Genomic DNA, 17,403 nt, shown 5'->3' with positions numbered 1-17,403 from the left:
CCAGTCTCCCGGTTGTCGGTCAGGCAAGAGCGCGCAGGCAGTGGCGCTGGGCGGCGGTGAGGCGGGCACGGGCATGCCAGCCCTTTCGGCGGCCGGCGGCCAATCTTGAGGCCTGGCCGCCCGGGGCCGGCATCAACTCACGATGTAGGCCGCGGCGGCGGTGGCGATCAGCTCGCCGTCATCGTTGTGCAGCCGCATCTGGGTGGAGCCCACCCGGCCGCCGAGGCGGGTGACTTCGGCGCTGGCGATGAAGTGCCTGCCCAGGCCCGGCCGCAGGAAGTCCACCCGCAGGTCGATGGTGCCGATGCGCAGGAAGCGGTGCATCACCTGCTCGGCCGTCTCGTGGGGATGGCGCTCGCCCAGGCCGACCATGATGGCGCCGCCGCCCAGGCCGTCAAGCGCGGCCGAGATCACGCCGCCGTGCAGCCGGCCGTAGTGGGCATGGCCGACCAGCTCGGGCCGCATGTCGAAGCGCAGCAGCAGTTGCGGCAGCAGCTGCTGCACCTTCAGGCCCAGCACCTGGTTGAAGACGATGCGGTGCTCGATCAGGTCGGTCAGCTCGGCGTCCAGCCGGGCCTGCTCGGCCGCATCGCGGCGCGGCGGTGGGGGGGCAGCGGTCATCGCCCGAGCATAGCGCCGGCCTGCCTATCATTCCGGCTGCAACTTCCCGCCCGCCGCGCCATGTCCTCGCCCCTCGATCCGATCCGCCGCCGGCCCCTGCTGCTGGCATTGCCCCTGCTGCTGAGCACGGCCTGCTTCGAGAGCCGGTCCCAGAAAGGCGAGGCGGCCCCCCGCGCGGTGACGCCCCGCGGCGCCCTGGCCGCCGACGAGCTGGCCAACATCGACGTGTTCAAGCGCATCGCGCCCAGCGTGGTGCACATCACCACCCTGGCCACCGAGCGGGATTTCTTCAACCGTGCGGTGCAGCAGGTGCCGCGCGGCACCGGCACCGGCTTCGTGTGGGATGCCGGCGGCCACATCGTCACCAACTTCCACGTCATCCAGGACGGCAGCGGCGCCCGCGTCACCCTGCTCGACCAGACCACCTGGCCGGCCAAGCTGGTGGGCGCCTTCCCCGACCGCGACCTGGCGGTGCTGAAGATCGACGCGCCGCGCGAGAAGCTGCCGCCGATTCCCATCGGCACCAGCCGCGATCTGCAGGTGGGCCAGAAGGTCTACGCCATCGGCAACCCGTTCGGGCTGGACCAGACGCTGACCACCGGCATCGTCAGCGCGCTCAACCGCGAGATCGAGAGCTTCAACAGCCGCACCATCCGCGGCGTGGTGCAGACCGACGCGGCCATCAACCCCGGCAACTCCGGCGGGCCGCTGCTCGATTCCGCCGGCCGGCTGATCGGCGTGAACACCCAGATCGCCAGCCCCAGCGGCGCCAGCGCCGGCATCGGCTTCGCGATTCCCGTCGACGAGGTGAACCGCGTGGTGCCGCGGCTGATCCGCGATGGCCGCATCACCCGGCCGGCGCTCGGCATCAGTGCGGCCAGCGAGCAGATCCACCGCGCGCTGCGCCTGCCCGATGGCGTGGCGCTGGTGCAGGTCAGCCCCAACGGGCCGGCGGCCAAGGCCGGGCTGCAGCCGTTCAGCCGGGCACGCGACGGCAGCATCGTGGCCGGCGACATCATCGTGGCCATCAACGACGAGCCGGTGGCCAGCCTGGACGACATGCTCACGCTGCTGGAGAAGCGCCAGCCCGGCGACCAGGTGACGCTGAGCCTGTCGCGCGCCGGCCGCGGCCGCAAGGTGCCGGTGGTGCTGGGATCGTCGGACTGAGCCGGCCTGTCGGGTAGCATCGCGGCCGCTTCCAACCCACCGGTTCCCCACCATGCAAGTCGTCTGCCTCGACCTCGAAGGCGTGCTGATTCCCGAGATCTGGATCGCCTTTGCCGAGCGCACCGGCATCGCCGAGTTCCGCCGCACCACCCGCGACGAACCCGACTACGACAAGCTGATGCGCTGGCGCCTGGGCCTGCTGCGCCAGCATGGCCTGAAGCTGGCCGACATCCAGGCGGTGATCGCCGGCATGGCGCCGATGGACGGCGCCAAGGACTTCCTCGACGACCTGCGCAGCCGCTACCAGGTGATCATCCTGTCGGACACCTTCTACGAGTTCGCCGATCCGATGATGCGCCAGCTGGGCCGGCCCACCCTCTTCTGCCACAAGCTGGTGGTTGATGGCGAGGGCTTCGTGGCGGATTACAAGCTGCGCCAGCCGAACCAGAAGTTCCATGCCGTCAATGCGCTGAAGGGCCTGAACTACCAGGTGATCGCCGCCGGCGACAGCTACAACGACACCGGCATGCTGGGCGCGGCCGATGCCGGCTTTTTCATCCACCCGCCCGAGAGCATCGTGGCGCAGTTTCCGCAGTACCCGGTGAACCGCAGCTATGCCGAGCTGAAGGCCAGCATCGACGGCGCGGCGGCGCGCCTGCTGGCGGCCTGAGCACCCCCTGAAAGACCGGCCATGGCGGCACGACAGCGCCCGATCGAACTGCTGGCACCGGCACGCGATGCCGACATCGGCATCGCCGCCATCACCCACGGCGCCGATGCGGTCTACATCGGCGGGCCGGATTTCGGCGCCCGCGCGAACGCCGGCAACACCGTGGCCGACATCGAACGGCTCTGCGCCCATGCCCACCGCTTCAACGCCCGCATCTTCGTCACGCTGAACACCATCCTGCGCGACGACGAGCTGGAACCCGCCCGCCGACTGGTGTGGCAGCTGCACCAGGCCGGCGCCGACGCGCTGATCGTGCAGGACATGGGCCTGCTGGCGCAGGACCTGCCGCCGATCCAGCTGCATGCCAGCACCCAGACCGACATCCGCACGCCGGAGAAGGCCCGCTTCCTGCAGGACGTGGGCTTCAGCCAGATGGTGCTGGCGCGTGAACTGGACCTGAAGCAGATCCGCGCCATCCGCGCGCAGGTGCAGCAGGCCACGCTGGAGTTCTTCATCCACGGGGCGCTGTGCGTGGCCTACTCAGGCCAGTGCTTCATCAGCCATGCCCACACCGGGCGCAGCGCCAACCGCGGCAACTGCAGCCAGGAATGCCGGCTGCCCTACACCGTGACCGATGCGGCCGGGCACATCATTGCCCACGACAAGCATGTGCTGAGCCTGAAGGACAACGACCAGAGCGCCAACCTGCGTGCGCTGATCGACGCCGGCATCGGCAGCTTCAAGATCGAGGGCCGCTACAAGGACATGGGCTACGTGAAGAACGTGACGGCCCACTACCGGCAGTTGCTGGATGCCATCCTGGACGGCGACCGCGGCCTGCAGCGCAGTTCATCCGGCCGCAGCGTGCACTTCTTCCGGCCCGACCCCGCGCAGAACTTCAACCGCAGCGCCACCGACTACTTCGTCAACGGCCGCCAAGACGACATCGGCGCCTTCGACAGCCCCAAGCATGCCGGCATCCCGCTGGGCGAGGTGCTGCGGGTGGGCCCCGACCATTTCGACGTGCAGATCACCCCGGAAGCCGGCGCGCTGCACAACGGCGACGGCCTGACCTGGTGGGACCTGCAGGGCGAGCTGAACGGCGTGCCGATCAATGTGGCCAGGCAGCTGGATGCGGGCGACCCGCTGCGCTGGCGGCTGTGGCCCAACGAGCCCATGGCGGGCCTGAAGGATCTGCGCAAGCACACCGCGCTGTTCCGCAACCGCGACATGGCCTGGGACCGCCAGCTCGACCGGCCCTCGGCCGAGCGCCACATCGGCGTGCAGCTGCGGCTGGACGAGACCGGCAGCGGCCTGCTGCTGACCATCTCCGACGAAGACGGCCACACCGCCCAGGTGGAGCAGCCGATGGCGCTGCAGCCGGCCCGCGATGCCGCCCGGGCCGAGCAGGCGCTGCGCGACGGCCTGGCCAAGCTGGGCGGCACCGACTTCCGCGCCACCGAGGTGGACCTGGCGCTGAGCCAGCCCTGGTTCGTGCCGGCATCGGCGCTGAACCAGCTGCGCCGCGACGCCGTGGCGGCGCTGGCCGCCGAGCGTGCTGCCAACCGCCAGCGCCTGCCGCGGGCCGTGCCGGTGGAGCCGCCGGTGCCCTACCCCGACGACACCCTGACCTACCTGGCCAATGTCTACAACCATGCCGCGCGGGATTTCTACGCCCGCCACGGCGTGCAGGTGATCGGCGCCGCCTACGAGAGCCACGAGGAGCTGGGCGAAGCCAGCCTGATGATCACCAAGCACTGCGTGCGCTACAGCCTGAGCCTGTGCCCCAAGCAGGCCAAGGGCGTGACCGGCGTGCAGGGCACGATCCGCGCCGAGCCGCTGGTGCTGAAGCATGGCAACGACACGCTGACCCTGCGCTTCGACTGCAAGCCCTGCGAGATGCATGTGGTGGGCAGCATGCGCAAGAACGTGCTCAAGCAGCTGGCGGCAGAGCCGCTGACCTTCTACCGCAGCCGCCCGGCCTGAGCGCAGCGCGGAACCAACGCCTTAGACCGCCGGTTGCCGCACCGGCGACCAGGCGTCGGTGTGCCGCGCCAGCCACTGCACGGCCTCGGCGTTGTCGCGCTGGGCGGGGTGGAAGTCGGCGCGGCGGTAGTCGTGCCAGGGCGCCCACAGCGCCGGCACCAGGCCCTGGCGGCCGAACAGGTAGCGCCAGCCCTGGGCCCAGGTGCGGGGCTGCCACCAGGTGCCGTCGCGCCACAGGTTGTGCAGCGTCTGGCGCAGCAGGTCGGTGCAGAAGTGGAAGGTGACGACGTAGAACAGCCGCAGGCGCCAGCGCTCGTTGCCACCCAGCGCGCGGTACAGGTCGAAGGCGGTGCTGCGGTGCTCGGCCTCCTCGCTGGCATGCCACAGCCACATCGTCTGCAGCCGCGGCTCGGCGCCGGCCAGCTGGTCGGGGTGGCGCAGCAGGTGCTCCGCCAGGATGGCGGTGAAGTGCTCGGTGGCGGCAGTGACCGCCAGCCAGGCGCGCACGTCGTAGGTCTTCAGCCGCGTCAGCCGGCGCGTGATGCGCGGCGACCAATGGTCGACCAGGCCCTGTTTCTGCAGGTGGGCGTTGAAGCGGTCGTGCACATGGCGGTGGGTGGCTTCCTGGCCGATGAAGCCGCGCACCTCGTCCTGGAACCGGGCCTGCTGGTCGGCCGGCAGCCGCGCCACGCCAGCGCGCACCGAATCGATGAAGAACTGCTCGCCGACCGGGAAGCTCATCGACAGCGCGTTGAACAGCGCGGTGCGGAACGCATCGCCGCCCAGCCAGTGCCGCGCCAGCGGCACACGCAGATCCACCAGCAGGCGGCGCACGACCAAGGGCGGGCTGGCGGGGTCGGGCAGTGGCAGGGCTTGGGGCATGGTGATCGGTTCGGTCAGCGCTGGCTGGCGGGGCGGTTGAGGATGCAGCGCCCGGCCTCGCAGCGGGCGCCCGGATCAGGCACGACGCTGCAAGTCGACATCATGCCTTCAGCCGCCTGCCGTTGCTGCTGCCGGGCCGCCAACTCTGCCGCAAGCGTCTGCAGCCGGTCGCCCTGGCTGGCGCTGGCCGACCAGGCCAGCCAGCCGGCCGGCCCGCCGCAGGCCTTGCTGCCCATCGGCAGCGTGCGGCAGTCGGCCTGGCTGCTGCAGGCGGCGCTGCCCACCTCGGCATGGATGCGCTGCAGCAGCGCCGCCTCGGCGGCGGCGCCGGACGGCGCGCTGCCGGACGCCAGGGTCTGGGCCTGGCAGGCCACCAGCATGGCGGCCAGCAACAGGCCCGCCGGCCAGCGGCTGGGGCGGCAGTGCCCGGGGCGGGCAAGGGATGGGGGCATGGCGGTCTCCGCGCCGCGGATGCGGCCTTGGCCGGATGGTGCCGCATGCAGGTTGCGGCCGCATTGCCGCCGCGCAAGGCCCCGGGCTGCACACCGGCCGACGCGGCAGGCATGATGTTGGCCATGACTGCCCTTTCCGTCCTCGATCTCGCCCCCATCGTCGAAGGCAGCAATGCCGCCGAAAGCCTGCACCGCGCGCTCGACCTGGCCCGCCATGCCGAGGGCTGGGGCTTCAAGCGCTACTGGCTGGCCGAGCACCACAACATGGACGGCGTGGCCTGCAGCGCCACCGCGGTGCTGGTGGGCCATGTGGCCGGCGGCACCAAGAGCATCCGTGTCGGCTCGGGCGGTGTGATGCTGCCCAACCATGCGCCGCTGGTCATCGCCGAGCAGTTCGGCACCCTGGCCACGCTGTACCCGGGCCGCATCGACCTGGGCCTGGGCCGCGCGCCCGGCACCGACCAGATGACCGCCCGCGCGCTGCGCCAGAACCTGGTGCGCGACGAAGACGCCTTCCCGCAGGACGTGGTGGAACTGCAGGCCTACCTGGGCGATGCGCAGCCCGGCCAGGCGGTGCGCGCCATCCCCGGCATGGGCACCAAGGTGCCGATCTGGCTGCTGGGCAGCAGCTTGTACAGCGCCCAGCTGGCCGCCTACCTGGGCCTGCCCTTCGCCTTTGCCTCGCACTTTGCGCCCGACTACCTGATGCAGGCGCTGGACATCTACCGCAGCAGCTACCGGCCCAGCGCCGACTGGCCGAAGCCCCATGCGATGGTGGCGGTCAACGTGGTGGCGGCCGACACCGACGACGAGGCCGCCGTGCTGTTCACCTCGATCCAGCAGCGCTTCCTGGGCATGCAGCGCGGCGTGCGCGGCCCGCTGCCGCGGCCGATCGACCCGGCGGCGATGGAAGCGCTGTGGAACCCGCGCGAGAAGGCCGGCGTGCAGCGCATGCTGGTGGCCAGCGCGGTGGGCGGGCCGGCGGCGGTGCGCCGGCAGCTGCAGGCCATCGTCGACCAGACCGGCGCGAACGAACTGATCGCCGCCGGCGCCATCCACAGCCACACCGCCCGGCTGCACAGCTACGAGCTGCTGGCCGAGGTGGGCCGCCAGCTCTGACAGCAGGCGCCGCATCCACCGGCGGTCAGCGCCGCACGGCTTGCTGCTGCAGCATGGTCAGCCAATCGGTGTGGTCCTGCGGACGGGCGAACAGATAGCCCTGGAACTCGTCCACGCCCATGCTGCGCAGGGCGTGGAACTGCGCCTCGGTCTCCACCCCTTCGGCCACGGTCACCAGGCCCAGGTTGCTGCACAGGTGCACCACGCCCTGCAGCATCACCCGCGACGCCTGCGAGCGGTCCAGGTCGCAGACGAAGCTGCGGTCGATCTTCACCTTGTGGAACGGCAGGTCGCGCAGGTGGCTCAGCGACGAGTAGCCGGTGCCGAAGTCGTCCAGCGACAACCGGAAGCCATGCCGCCGCAGCCGCGCCAGCAGGCGGGCCACGATGGCAATGTCCGACACCAGGGCCGACTCGGTCATCTCCAGCTCCAGCTGCGCCGGCTGGATGCCGTGGTGCTCGCAGGCATGCAGCACGGTGCGCTCCAGGTCGGGGCGCAACAGCTGGCGCGGGCTCAGGTTGACGGCCACCGTGGCCGCGCTGCCCAGGTCGCCCACCGCCCGGGCGATGCGGGCAGCGGCATGCAGCGCATGGCGGCCCATCAGCGGGATCACGCCGATCTGCTCGGCGATCGGGATGAACTCGGCCGGCGACACCGGGCCGAACTCGGCCGTGGTCCAGCGCATCAGCAGCTCGGCCCCGGTGCTGCGGCCCTGGCTGTCCACCATGGGCTGCACCACGAACTGGAAGGCATTGCGCTCGGCATCGGCGCGGATCAGACCCTGCAGCCGGCTGCGGCGCTCCACGCCGTCGTCCATCTGCGGCGCATACAGCACCAGGCAGTTGCGGCCCTGTGACTTGGCGCCGTACATCGCGGCATCGGCGCGGCGCAGCAGCAGTTGCGCATCACGCCCGTGCTCGGGGTGGTTGACGGCACCGATGCTGGGCGTGACCGACAGGCGGTGGCTGTCCACCAGGAAGGGCTGGCCCAGCGTGGCGATGATCAGCTGGGCGCTTTCGCGCAGCAGGTAGTCGTCGGCACCATCAGGCAGGGCCACCACGAATTCATCGCCGCCCCAGCGGCCGATGAATGCATCCGGCAGCACCTGGCGCAGCCGCTCGGAGGCCTGCTGCAGCAGCTGGTCGCCAGCACGGTGGCCGAACGAGTCGTTGACGCCCTTGAACCCGTCCAGGTCGATGAACATCAGCGAGAACGGCTGCGCGTCGGGCTTGGCCAGCCGGTCGGACAGATGCTGGTTGATCGATGCGCGGTTGGCCAGCCCGGTGAGCGTGTCGAACAGCGCCATGCGCTGCAGGGCCAGCTCGGCACGGCGCTGCTCGCTCACGTCCCGCAGCGCCACCAGATGCTGCGGCGCCTGGCCGCGCAGGCTGGCGATCCGGGTGATCGCCACCTCGAACACCGGCGCGGGGTCGGCGCCGGCCGGGTCGGCCGCAGCACGCAGGCTGGCCTCGCCGCGCCAGGGCCGGGGCCGGGCCAGTGCCGGCCTGAATTGCAGCAGCTGCGACAGGTCCTGCCCGTCCATCGCCACGTTGGCACAGCCGAGCAGGGCCGCCGCGGCGGCATTGCCCTGCACCACCGTCCAGCCGGTGTCCAGCACCACCAGGGCGTCCATGGTGCTGGCAAAGGCATGCGCCAGCATCTGCGCCAGCTGTTCCGCGTCATGCTGGGCCGACACATCGCGGATGGTGCCGGTGACCTGCAGGGCGCGCTGCTGCGCATCGCGCTGCAGCGCCCGGCCCCGCGCCCGCAGCCAGCACCAGGCCGCGCCTGGCGTCGGTGTCGGCGACACGCGGAACTGCAGGTCGATCGGCGTGGCATCACCGGCGGCATGCTGTTCCAGCGCGTCGCGCACGGCGTCGGCATCGGCCGGGTGCACCCGCGCCAGCAGTGCGGCCATGGTCACCGGGCCATCGGGCAGCGGCGTGCCACCCAGCACCAGGCCGCTGATGGTCACCGTGCCGGCCGCCGGCTCCCATTCCCAGATGCCTTCGCCGGTGGCCCACAGGGCCAGGTTCAGCCGCCGCTCGGACCGCTTGGCGTCCTGCAGCGCCGAGAACAGCGCGCGGCTCTTCTCGTTCAGCAACTGCTCGGCGGCCTTGCGCGCCTGGCGCTCACGCTCCAGCCGGCGCTGCGCCAGGGCTGCAGCGGCCGCCGGGTCGGGTGCGGCAGGCTCACCGCCGGGCACGCCGTTCGGAGGCTCGGCGAAGTTCAAGACAGGCGCTTGACCAGCGTGAACAGCACGCCCGGGCCCTCGGGGCCGTCATACGGCGCATGGCGGATGTCGCAGGGCTCGCCGTAGTGCACGGCCGCCTGCTCCAGCAGCCCCTGGGCCAGCTGCTCCATCCGGCGGGGCGACTGGTAGAGCAGGTGCAGCGTCTGCGCATCCCGGCGCAGCACGGCAAAGCGTGGCAGCGTGGCCTGGTCGTAGAGCTTGTGCACCTCGACATGGATCTCGCCATGGATCGACGCCACGAAGTCGAACAGGTTGGCCTGGCGGGCGAACATGTCGCCATGGGCGGCCGCGAACTTGTGCAACAGGTGGCCGCCGAAGGTCTTGACCAGATCCCCCGCGGGCACGCCGGTGTGGCGCGACAGTGCGCCCACCATGGCCACCATCTCTTCATGCGGGTAGTTGCCCACCGCGGTGTAGGCCCCGCCGTGGGGTGACGCCACCTCGGTCAGCACGGCATCCGCCGTCTCCGGCGAGAACTTCTCCTCGACCAGCTCGACGAATTCGGTGAACACGAGACCCAGCATGGATGCTCCCCGCAGACAGGGTGGAAACCCTGCATGCTAGGCAGCGGCCGGCCGCCTGATCGACCGAACTGCGGTGGTTCCGCCGGCTGCTTCCACTGCGGCCGGCCGGCCGTTCAGCCCAGGGCGCGGCGCGCGTTCTGGAACATCCGCATCCAGGGGCTGCGGGCCGACACGTCGCCGCCAGCCGCAAAGCTCATCTGGGCGTTGCGGAACACCCGCTCGGGGTGCGGCATCAGCACGGTGAAGCGGCCGTCGTCGGTGGTGACCGAGGTCAGGCCGCCCGGGCTGCCGTTCGGGTTGAACGGGTAGGCCTCGGTGGCCGCACCGTGGTGGTCGACGAAGCGCATCGCCGGGCGCACCTGCTGGGCGTTGCCCCGCTGGGAGAAATCGGCGAAACCCTCGCCATGGGCCACCGCGATCGGCAGCCGGCTGCCGGCCATGCCGGTGAAGAACAGCGACGGGCTGTCCAGCACCTCCACCAGGCTCAGCCGGGCCTCGAACTGCTCGCTCTTGTTGCGGGTGAAGCGCGGCCAGGCGGCGGTGCCGGGGATGATGGAGGCGAGTGCGGCCATCATCTGGCAGCCGTTGCACACGCCCAGGGCCAGGGTGTCGGGCCGCTGGAAGAAGGCGGCGAACTGCTCGGCCAGCGCGGGGTTGAACAGGATGCTGCGGGCCCAGCCCTCGCCGGCGCCCAGGGTGTCGCCGTAGCTGAAGCCGCCGCAGGCCACCAGGGCCTGGAACTGGTCCAGCCGTGCCCTGCCCGACTGCAGATCGGTCATGTGCACGTCGAAGGCCTCGAAGCCGGCCTCGGCCATCGCATAGCTCATCTCGACATGCGAGTTGACGCCCTGCTCGCGCAGGATGGCCACCTTGGGCTTCGCCCGCTGCAGGAACGGCGCGGCCGGGTTGGCGGCCACATCAAACGTGAGGTGCTGGTGCAGCCCCGGGTCGCCCACCGCGCCGGCGGCGGCATGCTCGGCATCGGCGCAGGCCGGGTTGTCGCGCAGGCGGGCGATCTGCCAGCTCACCGCATCCCAGGCCTGCTGCAGATCGCGCAGCGGGGCGCTGAACTGCAGCTTGGCATCGCGCCAGACCTCCACCACGCCCCGGTCGTTGGGCTTGCCCACCACATGGCTGTGGCGTGACAGGCCATGGGTGCGCAGCACGCCCATCACCGCGTCGCGCTCGGCGCGCGGCACCTGGATCAGCACGCCCAGTTCCTCGTTGAACAAGGCCTTCAGCGTCAGCTCGTTGCGGCGGGCGCTGATCTGGGTGGCCCAGTTCTTGGAATCGCCCATCTCGGCGCGGCTGTCGGTGATGCCGTCGCCCTCGGTCACCAGCAGGTCGACATTCAGGCTCAGGCCCAGCTGGCCGGCAAAGGCCATCTCGCAGGCCGCCGCCCAGAGGCCGCCGTCGCTGCGGTCGTGGTAGGCCAGCAGCTTGCCTTCGCTGCGCAGCTGGTTGATGGCGGCCACCAGAGCCTTCAGCTGCGCCGGATCGTCCACATCCGGCACCACATCACCGAACTGGCCGGTCACCTGCGCCAGCATGCTGCCGGCCATGCGGTTCTGGCCGCTGCCCAGGTCGACGAGGATCAGCGTGGTGTCGCCGGGCTGCAGTTGCGGCGTCAGCGTGCCGCGCACATCGTCCAGCGTGGCGAAGGCGGTGATGATCAGGCTGACCGGCGCGGTCACCTGCTTGTCGACGCCATCGTCGTGCCACTTGGTGCGCATCGACAGGCTGTCCTTGCCCACCGGGATGCCGATGCCCAGGGCCGGGCATAGGTTCATGCCCACGGCCTTCACCGTGTCGTACAGCGCAGCATCTTCGCCCGGCTCGCCGCAGGCGGCCATCCAGTTGGCGCTGAGCTTGACGCGCGGCAGGCTGATCGGCGCGGCCAGCAGGTTGGTGATGGCCTCGGCCACCGCCATGCGGCCGCTGGCCGGGGCGTGCAGAGCCGCCAGCGGCGTGCGCTCGCCCATGGCCATGACCTCGCCGCGGAAGCCGGCGTAGTCGGCCAGGGTCACCGCGCAATCGGCCACCGGCACCTGCCAGGGGCCGACCATCGGGTCACGGTGGCTCAGGCCGCCCACGGTGCGGTCGCCGATGGTGATCAGGAAGCGCTTGCTGGCCACCGTGGGGTGGCGCAGCACGCTGAAGGCCACGTCTTCCAGCTTGACGCCGGTGAGATCGAGCGGCTTCTCTGACCGGACCACACGCTGCACATCGCGGTGCATCTTGGGCGGCTTGCCCAGCAGCACCTGCATCGGCATGTCGATCACCCGCTCGCCGCCGGGGCCGTCTTCCAGCACCAGGTCGGGCGCATCGGTGGCCACGCCCACCACCGCGAAGGGGCAGCGCTCGCGGGCGCACATCTGTTCAAACAGCGGCAGCAGGTCAGGGTCGACAGCCAGGGTGTAGCGCTCCTGGCTCTCGTTGCACCAGATTTCCTTCGGCGCCAGGCCGGTCTCCTCCAGCGGCACTTTCCGCAGATCGAAGGTGGCGCCCTTGCCGGCGCCGTCCACCAGTTCGGGAAAGGCATTGCTGATGCCGCCGGCGCCCACATCGTGGATGGCCAGGATGGGATTGCCCTCGCCCAGCGCCCAGCAGTGGTTGATGACCTCCTGCGCCCGGCGCTGGATCTCGGGGTTGCCGCGCTGGACGCTATCGAAATCCAGCGCCGCGGTGTTGGTGCCGGCGGCCATGCTGCTGGCCGCGCCGCCGCCCATGCCGATGCGCATGCCCGGCCCGCCCAGTTGCACCAGCAGGGTGCCGGCGCCGAACGGGCGCTTGTGGGTCTGGCCGGCGCTGATCGTGCCCAGGCCGCCGGCGATCATGATGGGCTTGTGGTAACCGCGCTGCACGCCGGCCACCGGCTGCTCGAAGACGCGGAAGTAGCCCGCCAGGTTGGGCCGGCCGAACTCGTTGTTGAAGGCCGCGCCGCCCAGCGGGCCGTCGACCATGATCTGCAGCGCACTGGCGATGTGCGACGGCTTACCGACCGGGTGCGCCTCCCAGGGCTCGGCCAGGCCGGGCAGGTGCAGGTGGCCGACCGAGAAGCCGGTCAGCCCCGCCTTGGGCCGGGCGCCGCGGCCGGTGGCGCCTTCGTCGCGGATCTCGCCGCCGGCGCCGGTGGCCGCGCCCGGGAACGGGCTGATGGCCGTGGGGTGGTTGTGGGTCTCCACCTTCATCAGCACGTGGGCGATTTCCTCGCGCGGGCCATAGGCCGGGGCGTTCGTGAACCCCTGCGGCAGCCAGCGCTGCACCGGCCCGCCCTCCATCACCGCCGAGTTGTCGCTGTAGGCCACCACGCTGTGCTGCGGGTTCAGCTTCTCGGTGTTGCGGATCATGCCGAACATGCTCAGCGGCTGAAGGGCGCCGTCGATGCTGAAGTCGGCGTTGAAGATCTTGTGGCGGCAATGCTCGCTGTTGGCCTGGGCGAACATCATCAGCTCCACGTCGCTGGGGTTGCGGCCCAACGTGGTGAAGGCGTCGACCAGGTAGTCGATCTCGTCGGCGCTCAGCGCCAGGCCGAATGTGGTGTTTGCGGCCACCAGCGCCGCCCTGCCCCCGTTCGGGCCGGCGCCCAGCACGTCCACATGGGCCAGCGGCTCGGCGGCGCGCGCATCGAACAGATGGCGCGCGCCATCGCGGCTGAAGGCCACACTCTCGGTCATGCGGTCGTGCAGCAGTGCGGCGCAGGCCTGCAGGTCGTCGGCCGACAGCGGCTTGGCGCTGCCCAGCAGCGGCTTCTTCAGCTGCAGGCGGAATTCGGTCACCCGCTCCACCCGGTGCAGCACCAGGCCGCAGTTGCGGGCGATGTCGGTGGCCTTGCTGGCCCAGGGCGACAGCGTGCCCAGGCGCGGCATCACCAGCACCAGGGTGCCGTCATCGCCGCCGGTGTAGGCATCGCCGTAGCGCAGCAGGCCGGCCAGCTTGTCGGTGTCCAGGGCCTGGCCAGGTTCGGGCAGCACCCAGTGCACATGGCGGGCCACCACGCCGGTGATGCGCTCGCACACCGCCTGCAGCTGTGGCAGCAGGGCCTGGGCACGGAAGGCCGAGAGCGCGTTGCCGCCCTCGAAACACAGGGGCTGGACGGCGTTCAGGGGAGCTTGCGGCATGGCGGACCGGTGGAGTTGCCGGGTGTGGGAACACCGCAGTGCCGCGCGCTGGGGCCCTGGCGGGCCCATGCCCGTGAAAACCCGGCATTCTAAGTGGCGGTGGGATAATTCCCGGATGGCCATCACCCTCAAGACCACCCCCGCCGAGATCGCCGGCATGCGCACCGCCGGCCGGCTGGCCTCGGAAGTGCTGGACATGCTGACCCCCCACGTCGTGCCCGGCATCACCACCGAGGCGCTGGACAAGCTGGCCCACGACCACATCGTCCATGTGCAGGGCGGCATCCCGGCGCCGCTGAACTACGCCCCGCCCGGCTACGTGCCCTACCCCAAGTCGATCTGCACCTCGGTCAACCACCAGGTCTGCCACGGCATCCCGAACGACAAGCCGCTGAAGAACGGCGACATCGTCAACATCGACGTCACCGTCATCAAGGACGGCTGGCACGGCGACACCAGCCGCATGTTCGTGGTGGGCGACGGCAGCATCGCCGCCAGGCGGCTGTGCGCCATCACCTATGACGCGATGTGGAAGGGCATTGCCAAGGTCAAGCCGGGCGCCCGCCTGGGCGACATCGGCCATGCGATCCAGACCTTCGCCGAGCACCAGGGCTTCTCCATCGTGCGCGAGTTCTGCGGCCACGGCATCGGCAGCAAGTTCCATGAAGAGCCGCAGGTGCTGCACTACGGCCGCCCCGGCACGCTGGAAGAGCTGGTGGCCGGCATGATCTTCACCATCGAGCCGATGATCAACGCCGGCCGCCGCGAGATCCGCGAGCTGGGCGACGGCTGGACCATCGTCACCAAGGACCGCTCGCTGTCGGCCCAGTGGGAGCACACCGTGCTGGTCACCGAGACCGGCTACGAGGTGCTGACGCTGTCGGCCGGCTCGCCGCCGCCGCCGGCCTTCGTCACGCCGGTGGCCGCCAACGTCACCAGCGCCGCCTGACCCCAGGCTGCCCGGCGCGTGAACCCGCGAGACCCGGTGGCCTTGCCACCCCCCACACCGCCGCTAGACCTGCCTGCCCTGCGGGCGCGCTTCCGTGAAGGCAAGCGGGCGCTGATCGACCACTTCATGCAGGCCCGGGCCACCGCCCCGGCCGCCACCCGCCTGATCAAGGCGCTGACCCGGCATGTCGATGCCACGCTGGCCGAGCTGTGGCAGCAATGCGGCCTGCCCGCCAATGCGGCGCTGCTGGCCGTGGGCGGCTATGGCCGCGGCGAGCTGCTGCCGCACAGCGATGTGGACGTGCTGCTGCTGCTGCCCGACGACGCCTCGGTGCTGACCGGCAGCCCGCTGAAGGACACGGTGGAGTCCTTCATCACCGCCTGCTGGGACATCGGGCTGGAGATCGGCTCGTCGGTGCGCAACGTGGCCGAATGCGTGCTGGAAGCCCGCGCAGACCAGACGGTGCAGACCTCGCTGCTGGAGAGCCGCCTGGTCTGCGGCGCACGCAAGCTCAACACCCAGTTCCAGCGCGAAACCGCCGCGCTGATGGACCCCAAGGCCTTCCTGCGCGCCAAGACGCTGGAGATGCACCAGCGCCACACCAAGTTCGACAACACGCCCTACGCGCTAGAACCGAACTGCAAGGAAAGCCCCGGCGGCCTGCGCGACCTGCAGGTGGTGATGTGGGTGGCCCGTGCCGCCGGCCTGGGCCGCAGCTGGGCCGAGCTGGCGGCCAACGGCCTGATCACGCCGTTCGAGGTGAAGCAGCTGCAGCGCAACGAGGGGCTGCTGAAGCTGATCCGCGCCCGCCTGCATGCGGTGGCCGGCCGGCGCGAAGACCGGCTGGTCTTCGACCTGCAGACTGCCGTGGCCGAGAGCTTCGGCTACACCAGCAGCAAGGTGCAGCGCTCGTCGGAAGTGCTGATGCACCGCTACTACTGGGCGGCCAAGGCGGTGACCCAGCTCAACCAGATCCTGATGCTCAACATCGAGGAGCGCATCAACGGCAGCGAGGCCGCGCCGATGCGGCAGATCAATGCCCGCTTCCTCGACCGCGCCGGCATGCTGGAGGTGGCCGAGGACAACCTGTACCTGGAGAATCCGCACGCCATCCTGGAGACCTTCCTCGTCTTCCAGCAGACGCCGGGCATCAAGGGCCTGTCGGCCCGCACCCTGCGCGCGCTGTACAACGCCCGCGAGGTGATGGACAGCAGCTTCCGGCACGATCCGATGAACCGCGAGCTGTTCATGGACATCCTGCGGCAGCCCACCGGCACCACGCATGCCTTCCGGCTGCTCAACCAGACCTCGGTGCTGGGCCGCTACCTGTGGGTGTTCCGCCGCATCGTCGGACGCATGCAGCACGACCTGTTCCACGTCTACACCGTGGACCAGCACATCCTGATGGTGCTGCGCAACATGCGGCGCTTCTTCATCCCCGAGCATGCGCACGAGTACCCGTTCTGCAGCCAGCTGGCCAGCGAATGGGACAAGCCCTGGCTGCTGTACGTGGCCGCGCTGTTCCACGACGTGGCCAAGGGCCGCGGCGGCGATCACAGCCTGCTGGGCACGGTGGAGGTGCGCCGTTTCTGCCGCGACCACGGCATCGGCAAGGAAGACACCGCGCTGGCCGAGTTCCTCGTCAAGCACCACCTGACGATGAGCCACACCGCGCAGAAGGAAGACCTGTCCGACGCCGACGTGATCCGCGCCTTTGCCGACAAGGTGGGCGACGTGCGCCGGCTGACCGCGCTGTACCTGCTGACGGTGGCCGACATCCGCGGCACCAGCCCCAAGGTGTGGAATGCCTGGAAGGCCAAGCTGCTGGAAGACCTGTACCGCAGCACGCTGCGGGCCCTGGGCGGCGCCAAGCCCAACCTGGACGCCGACCTGGAAGCGCGCAAGCAGGAGGCGAGGCAGATCCTGGCCCTGCACAGCGCCCTGCCCGGCACCGAGGTGCCGCTGTGGAAGACGCTGGAGCTGAGCTACTTCGCCCGCCATGACGCCAGCGAGATCGCCTGGCACGCCCGCGCCCTGTGGCGCCACCTCGACCCGCCGCAGGCGGTGGTGTGCGCCCGCCCCAGCCCCATCGGCGACGGCCTGCAGGTGCTGGTGCATGCGCCCGACCGGCCTGATCTCTTCGTGCGGATCTGCGGCTACTTCGACGGCGCCGGCTTCTCCATCCAGGATGCCAAGGTGCACACCAGCCGCACCGGCTTTGCACTCGACACCTTCCAGGTGGTGCACCCGCAGTTCGAGGCGAATGACCAGAGCGGCTACCGCGACCTGATCTCGCTGGTGGAGACCCAGCTGGCCCAGGCCATGGACAGCGACGCGCCGCTGCCCGAGCCCAGCCGCGGCCGGGTGTCGCGGCGGGTCAAGTCCTTCCCGGTCACGCCGCGGGTGTCGCTGCAGCCGGATGAGCGGGCCCAGCGCTGGCTGCTGTCGGTCAGCACCAGCGACCGCTCGGGCCTGCTCTACGGCATCGCCCGCGTGCTGGCGCGCCACGGCATCAACCTGCAGCTGGCCAAGGTCAGCACGCTGGGCGAGCGGGTGGAGGACACCTTCCTGGTCAACGGTCCGGCGCTGCAGCAGACCCGCGCCCAGCTGCAGATCGAAAGCGAGCTGCTCGACGCCCTGGCGCCGGTGCGCTGAATC

Annotated in this window: 12 protein-coding genes; 6 read left to right on the top strand and 6 right to left on the bottom strand. The window is 70.6% G+C overall.

The window, feature by feature from the left end; translation table 11 throughout:
* Positions 1 to 132: 132 nt before the first annotated feature.
* Positions 133 to 621, bottom strand: a complete 489-nt coding sequence (locus tag FFT10_RS00795; RefSeq protein ID WP_137730864.1) for a thioesterase family protein — start codon at positions 619 to 621, stop codon at positions 133 to 135.
* A 60-nt stretch (positions 622 to 681) separates the two neighbouring features.
* Here FFT10_RS00795 and FFT10_RS00790 point away from each other — a divergent pair, with 60 nt between their 5' ends.
* The 3 genes from FFT10_RS00790 to FFT10_RS00780 are packed head-to-tail and all read left to right on the top strand — an operon-like array spanning position 682 to position 4,444.
* Positions 682 to 1,788: a S1C family serine protease gene (locus FFT10_RS00790; protein ID WP_137730863.1), complete on the top strand. Its 1,107-nt coding sequence runs from the start codon at positions 682 to 684 to the stop codon at positions 1,786 to 1,788.
* A 52-nt stretch (positions 1,789 to 1,840) separates the two neighbouring features.
* Positions 1,841 to 2,458: a bifunctional phosphoserine phosphatase/homoserine phosphotransferase ThrH gene (gene thrH, locus FFT10_RS00785; protein ID WP_137730862.1), complete on the top strand. Its 618-nt coding sequence runs from the start codon at positions 1,841 to 1,843 to the stop codon at positions 2,456 to 2,458.
* Positions 2,459 to 2,479: 21 nt separating this feature from the next.
* Positions 2,480 to 4,444 (top strand): peptidase U32 family protein, encoded by a 1,965-nt coding sequence (locus FFT10_RS00780; RefSeq protein ID WP_137730861.1) that lies wholly within the window; start codon positions 2,480 to 2,482, stop codon positions 4,442 to 4,444.
* A gap of 21 nt (positions 4,445 to 4,465) precedes the next feature.
* On the opposite strand, the gene FFT10_RS00775 is transcribed toward FFT10_RS00780, so the two are convergent.
* Positions 4,466 to 5,326, bottom strand: coding sequence for a metal-dependent hydrolase (locus FFT10_RS00775; RefSeq protein WP_137730860.1), 861 nt, complete (start codon positions 5,324 to 5,326; stop codon positions 4,466 to 4,468).
* 14 nt (positions 5,327 to 5,340) lie between these two features.
* A complete protein-coding gene (locus tag FFT10_RS00770; RefSeq protein ID WP_137730859.1) occupies positions 5,341 to 5,778 on the bottom strand; it encodes a hypothetical protein in 438 nt (145 codons plus the stop codon).
* A 123-nt stretch (positions 5,779 to 5,901) separates the two neighbouring features.
* On the opposite strand from FFT10_RS00770, the gene FFT10_RS00765 reads away from it, so the two are divergent.
* Positions 5,902 to 6,897, top strand: a complete 996-nt coding sequence (locus FFT10_RS00765; protein ID WP_137730858.1) for an LLM class flavin-dependent oxidoreductase — start codon at positions 5,902 to 5,904, stop codon at positions 6,895 to 6,897.
* A gap of 25 nt (positions 6,898 to 6,922) precedes the next feature.
* On the opposite strand, the gene FFT10_RS00760 is transcribed toward FFT10_RS00765, so the two are convergent.
* From FFT10_RS00760 to purL, 3 genes are all read right to left on the bottom strand, one after another.
* A complete protein-coding gene (locus FFT10_RS00760) occupies positions 6,923 to 9,130 on the bottom strand; it encodes a putative bifunctional diguanylate cyclase/phosphodiesterase (RefSeq protein ID WP_137730857.1) in 2,208 nt (735 codons plus the stop codon).
* The gene (locus FFT10_RS00755; protein WP_137730856.1) at positions 9,127 to 9,675 is read right to left on the bottom strand and encodes a heme NO-binding domain-containing protein; all 549 of its coding nucleotides are present in this window, start codon (positions 9,673 to 9,675) and stop codon (positions 9,127 to 9,129) included. Before FFT10_RS00755 ends, FFT10_RS00760 begins: the two co-directional genes overlap by 4 nt.
* Positions 9,676 to 9,788: 113 nt before the next feature.
* Entirely contained in the window at positions 9,789 to 13,796 is a 4,008-nt protein-coding gene (gene purL, locus FFT10_RS00750; protein WP_137730855.1) for a phosphoribosylformylglycinamidine synthase, read from the bottom strand.
* Between the two features lie 115 nt (positions 13,797 to 13,911).
* On the opposite strand from purL, the gene map reads away from it, so the two are divergent.
* Both map and FFT10_RS00740 read left to right on the top strand, forming a co-directional pair.
* The gene (gene map / locus FFT10_RS00745) at positions 13,912 to 14,745 is read left to right on the top strand and encodes a type I methionyl aminopeptidase (RefSeq protein ID WP_137730854.1); all 834 of its coding nucleotides are present in this window, start codon (positions 13,912 to 13,914) and stop codon (positions 14,743 to 14,745) included.
* 36 nt (positions 14,746 to 14,781) lie between these two features.
* Positions 14,782 to 17,400: a [protein-PII] uridylyltransferase gene (locus tag FFT10_RS00740; protein ID WP_137731456.1), complete on the top strand. Its 2,619-nt coding sequence runs from the start codon at positions 14,782 to 14,784 to the stop codon at positions 17,398 to 17,400.
* Positions 17,401 to 17,403: the final 3 nt, after the last annotated feature.

This window comes from Pseudaquabacterium pictum (assembly GCF_005403045.1).
GTDB classification, from domain to species: domain Bacteria; phylum Pseudomonadota; class Gammaproteobacteria; order Burkholderiales; family Burkholderiaceae_C; genus Pseudaquabacterium; species Pseudaquabacterium pictum.
Note: the sequence above shows the minus strand (reverse complement) of the source record. Positions and strands in the feature narration are given on the sequence as shown.

What these genes read in the sequence shown, in the direction of transcription:
- FFT10_RS00795 (WP_137730864.1), bottom strand. Translation starts at nt 621, where the DNA reads ATGACCGCTGCCCCCCCACCGCCGCGCCGCGATGCGGCCGAGCAGGCC.
- FFT10_RS00790 (WP_137730863.1), top strand. Translation starts at nt 682, where the DNA reads ATGTCCTCGCCCCTCGATCCGATCCGCCGCCGGCCCCTGCTGCTGGCA.
- thrH (WP_137730862.1), top strand. Translation starts at nt 1,841, where the DNA reads ATGCAAGTCGTCTGCCTCGACCTCGAAGGCGTGCTGATTCCCGAGATC.
- FFT10_RS00780 (WP_137730861.1), top strand. Translation starts at nt 2,480, where the DNA reads ATGGCGGCACGACAGCGCCCGATCGAACTGCTGGCACCGGCACGCGAT.
- FFT10_RS00775 (WP_137730860.1), bottom strand. Translation starts at nt 5,326, where the DNA reads ATGCCCCAAGCCCTGCCACTGCCCGACCCCGCCAGCCCGCCCTTGGTC.
- FFT10_RS00770 (WP_137730859.1), bottom strand. Translation starts at nt 5,778, where the DNA reads ATGCCCCCATCCCTTGCCCGCCCCGGGCACTGCCGCCCCAGCCGCTGG.
- FFT10_RS00765 (WP_137730858.1), top strand. Translation starts at nt 5,902, where the DNA reads ATGACTGCCCTTTCCGTCCTCGATCTCGCCCCCATCGTCGAAGGCAGC.
- FFT10_RS00755 (WP_137730856.1), bottom strand. Translation starts at nt 9,675, where the DNA reads ATGCTGGGTCTCGTGTTCACCGAATTCGTCGAGCTGGTCGAGGAGAAG.
- purL (WP_137730855.1), bottom strand. Translation starts at nt 13,796, where the DNA reads ATGCCGCAAGCTCCCCTGAACGCCGTCCAGCCCCTGTGTTTCGAGGGC.
- map (WP_137730854.1), top strand. Translation starts at nt 13,912, where the DNA reads ATGGCCATCACCCTCAAGACCACCCCCGCCGAGATCGCCGGCATGCGC.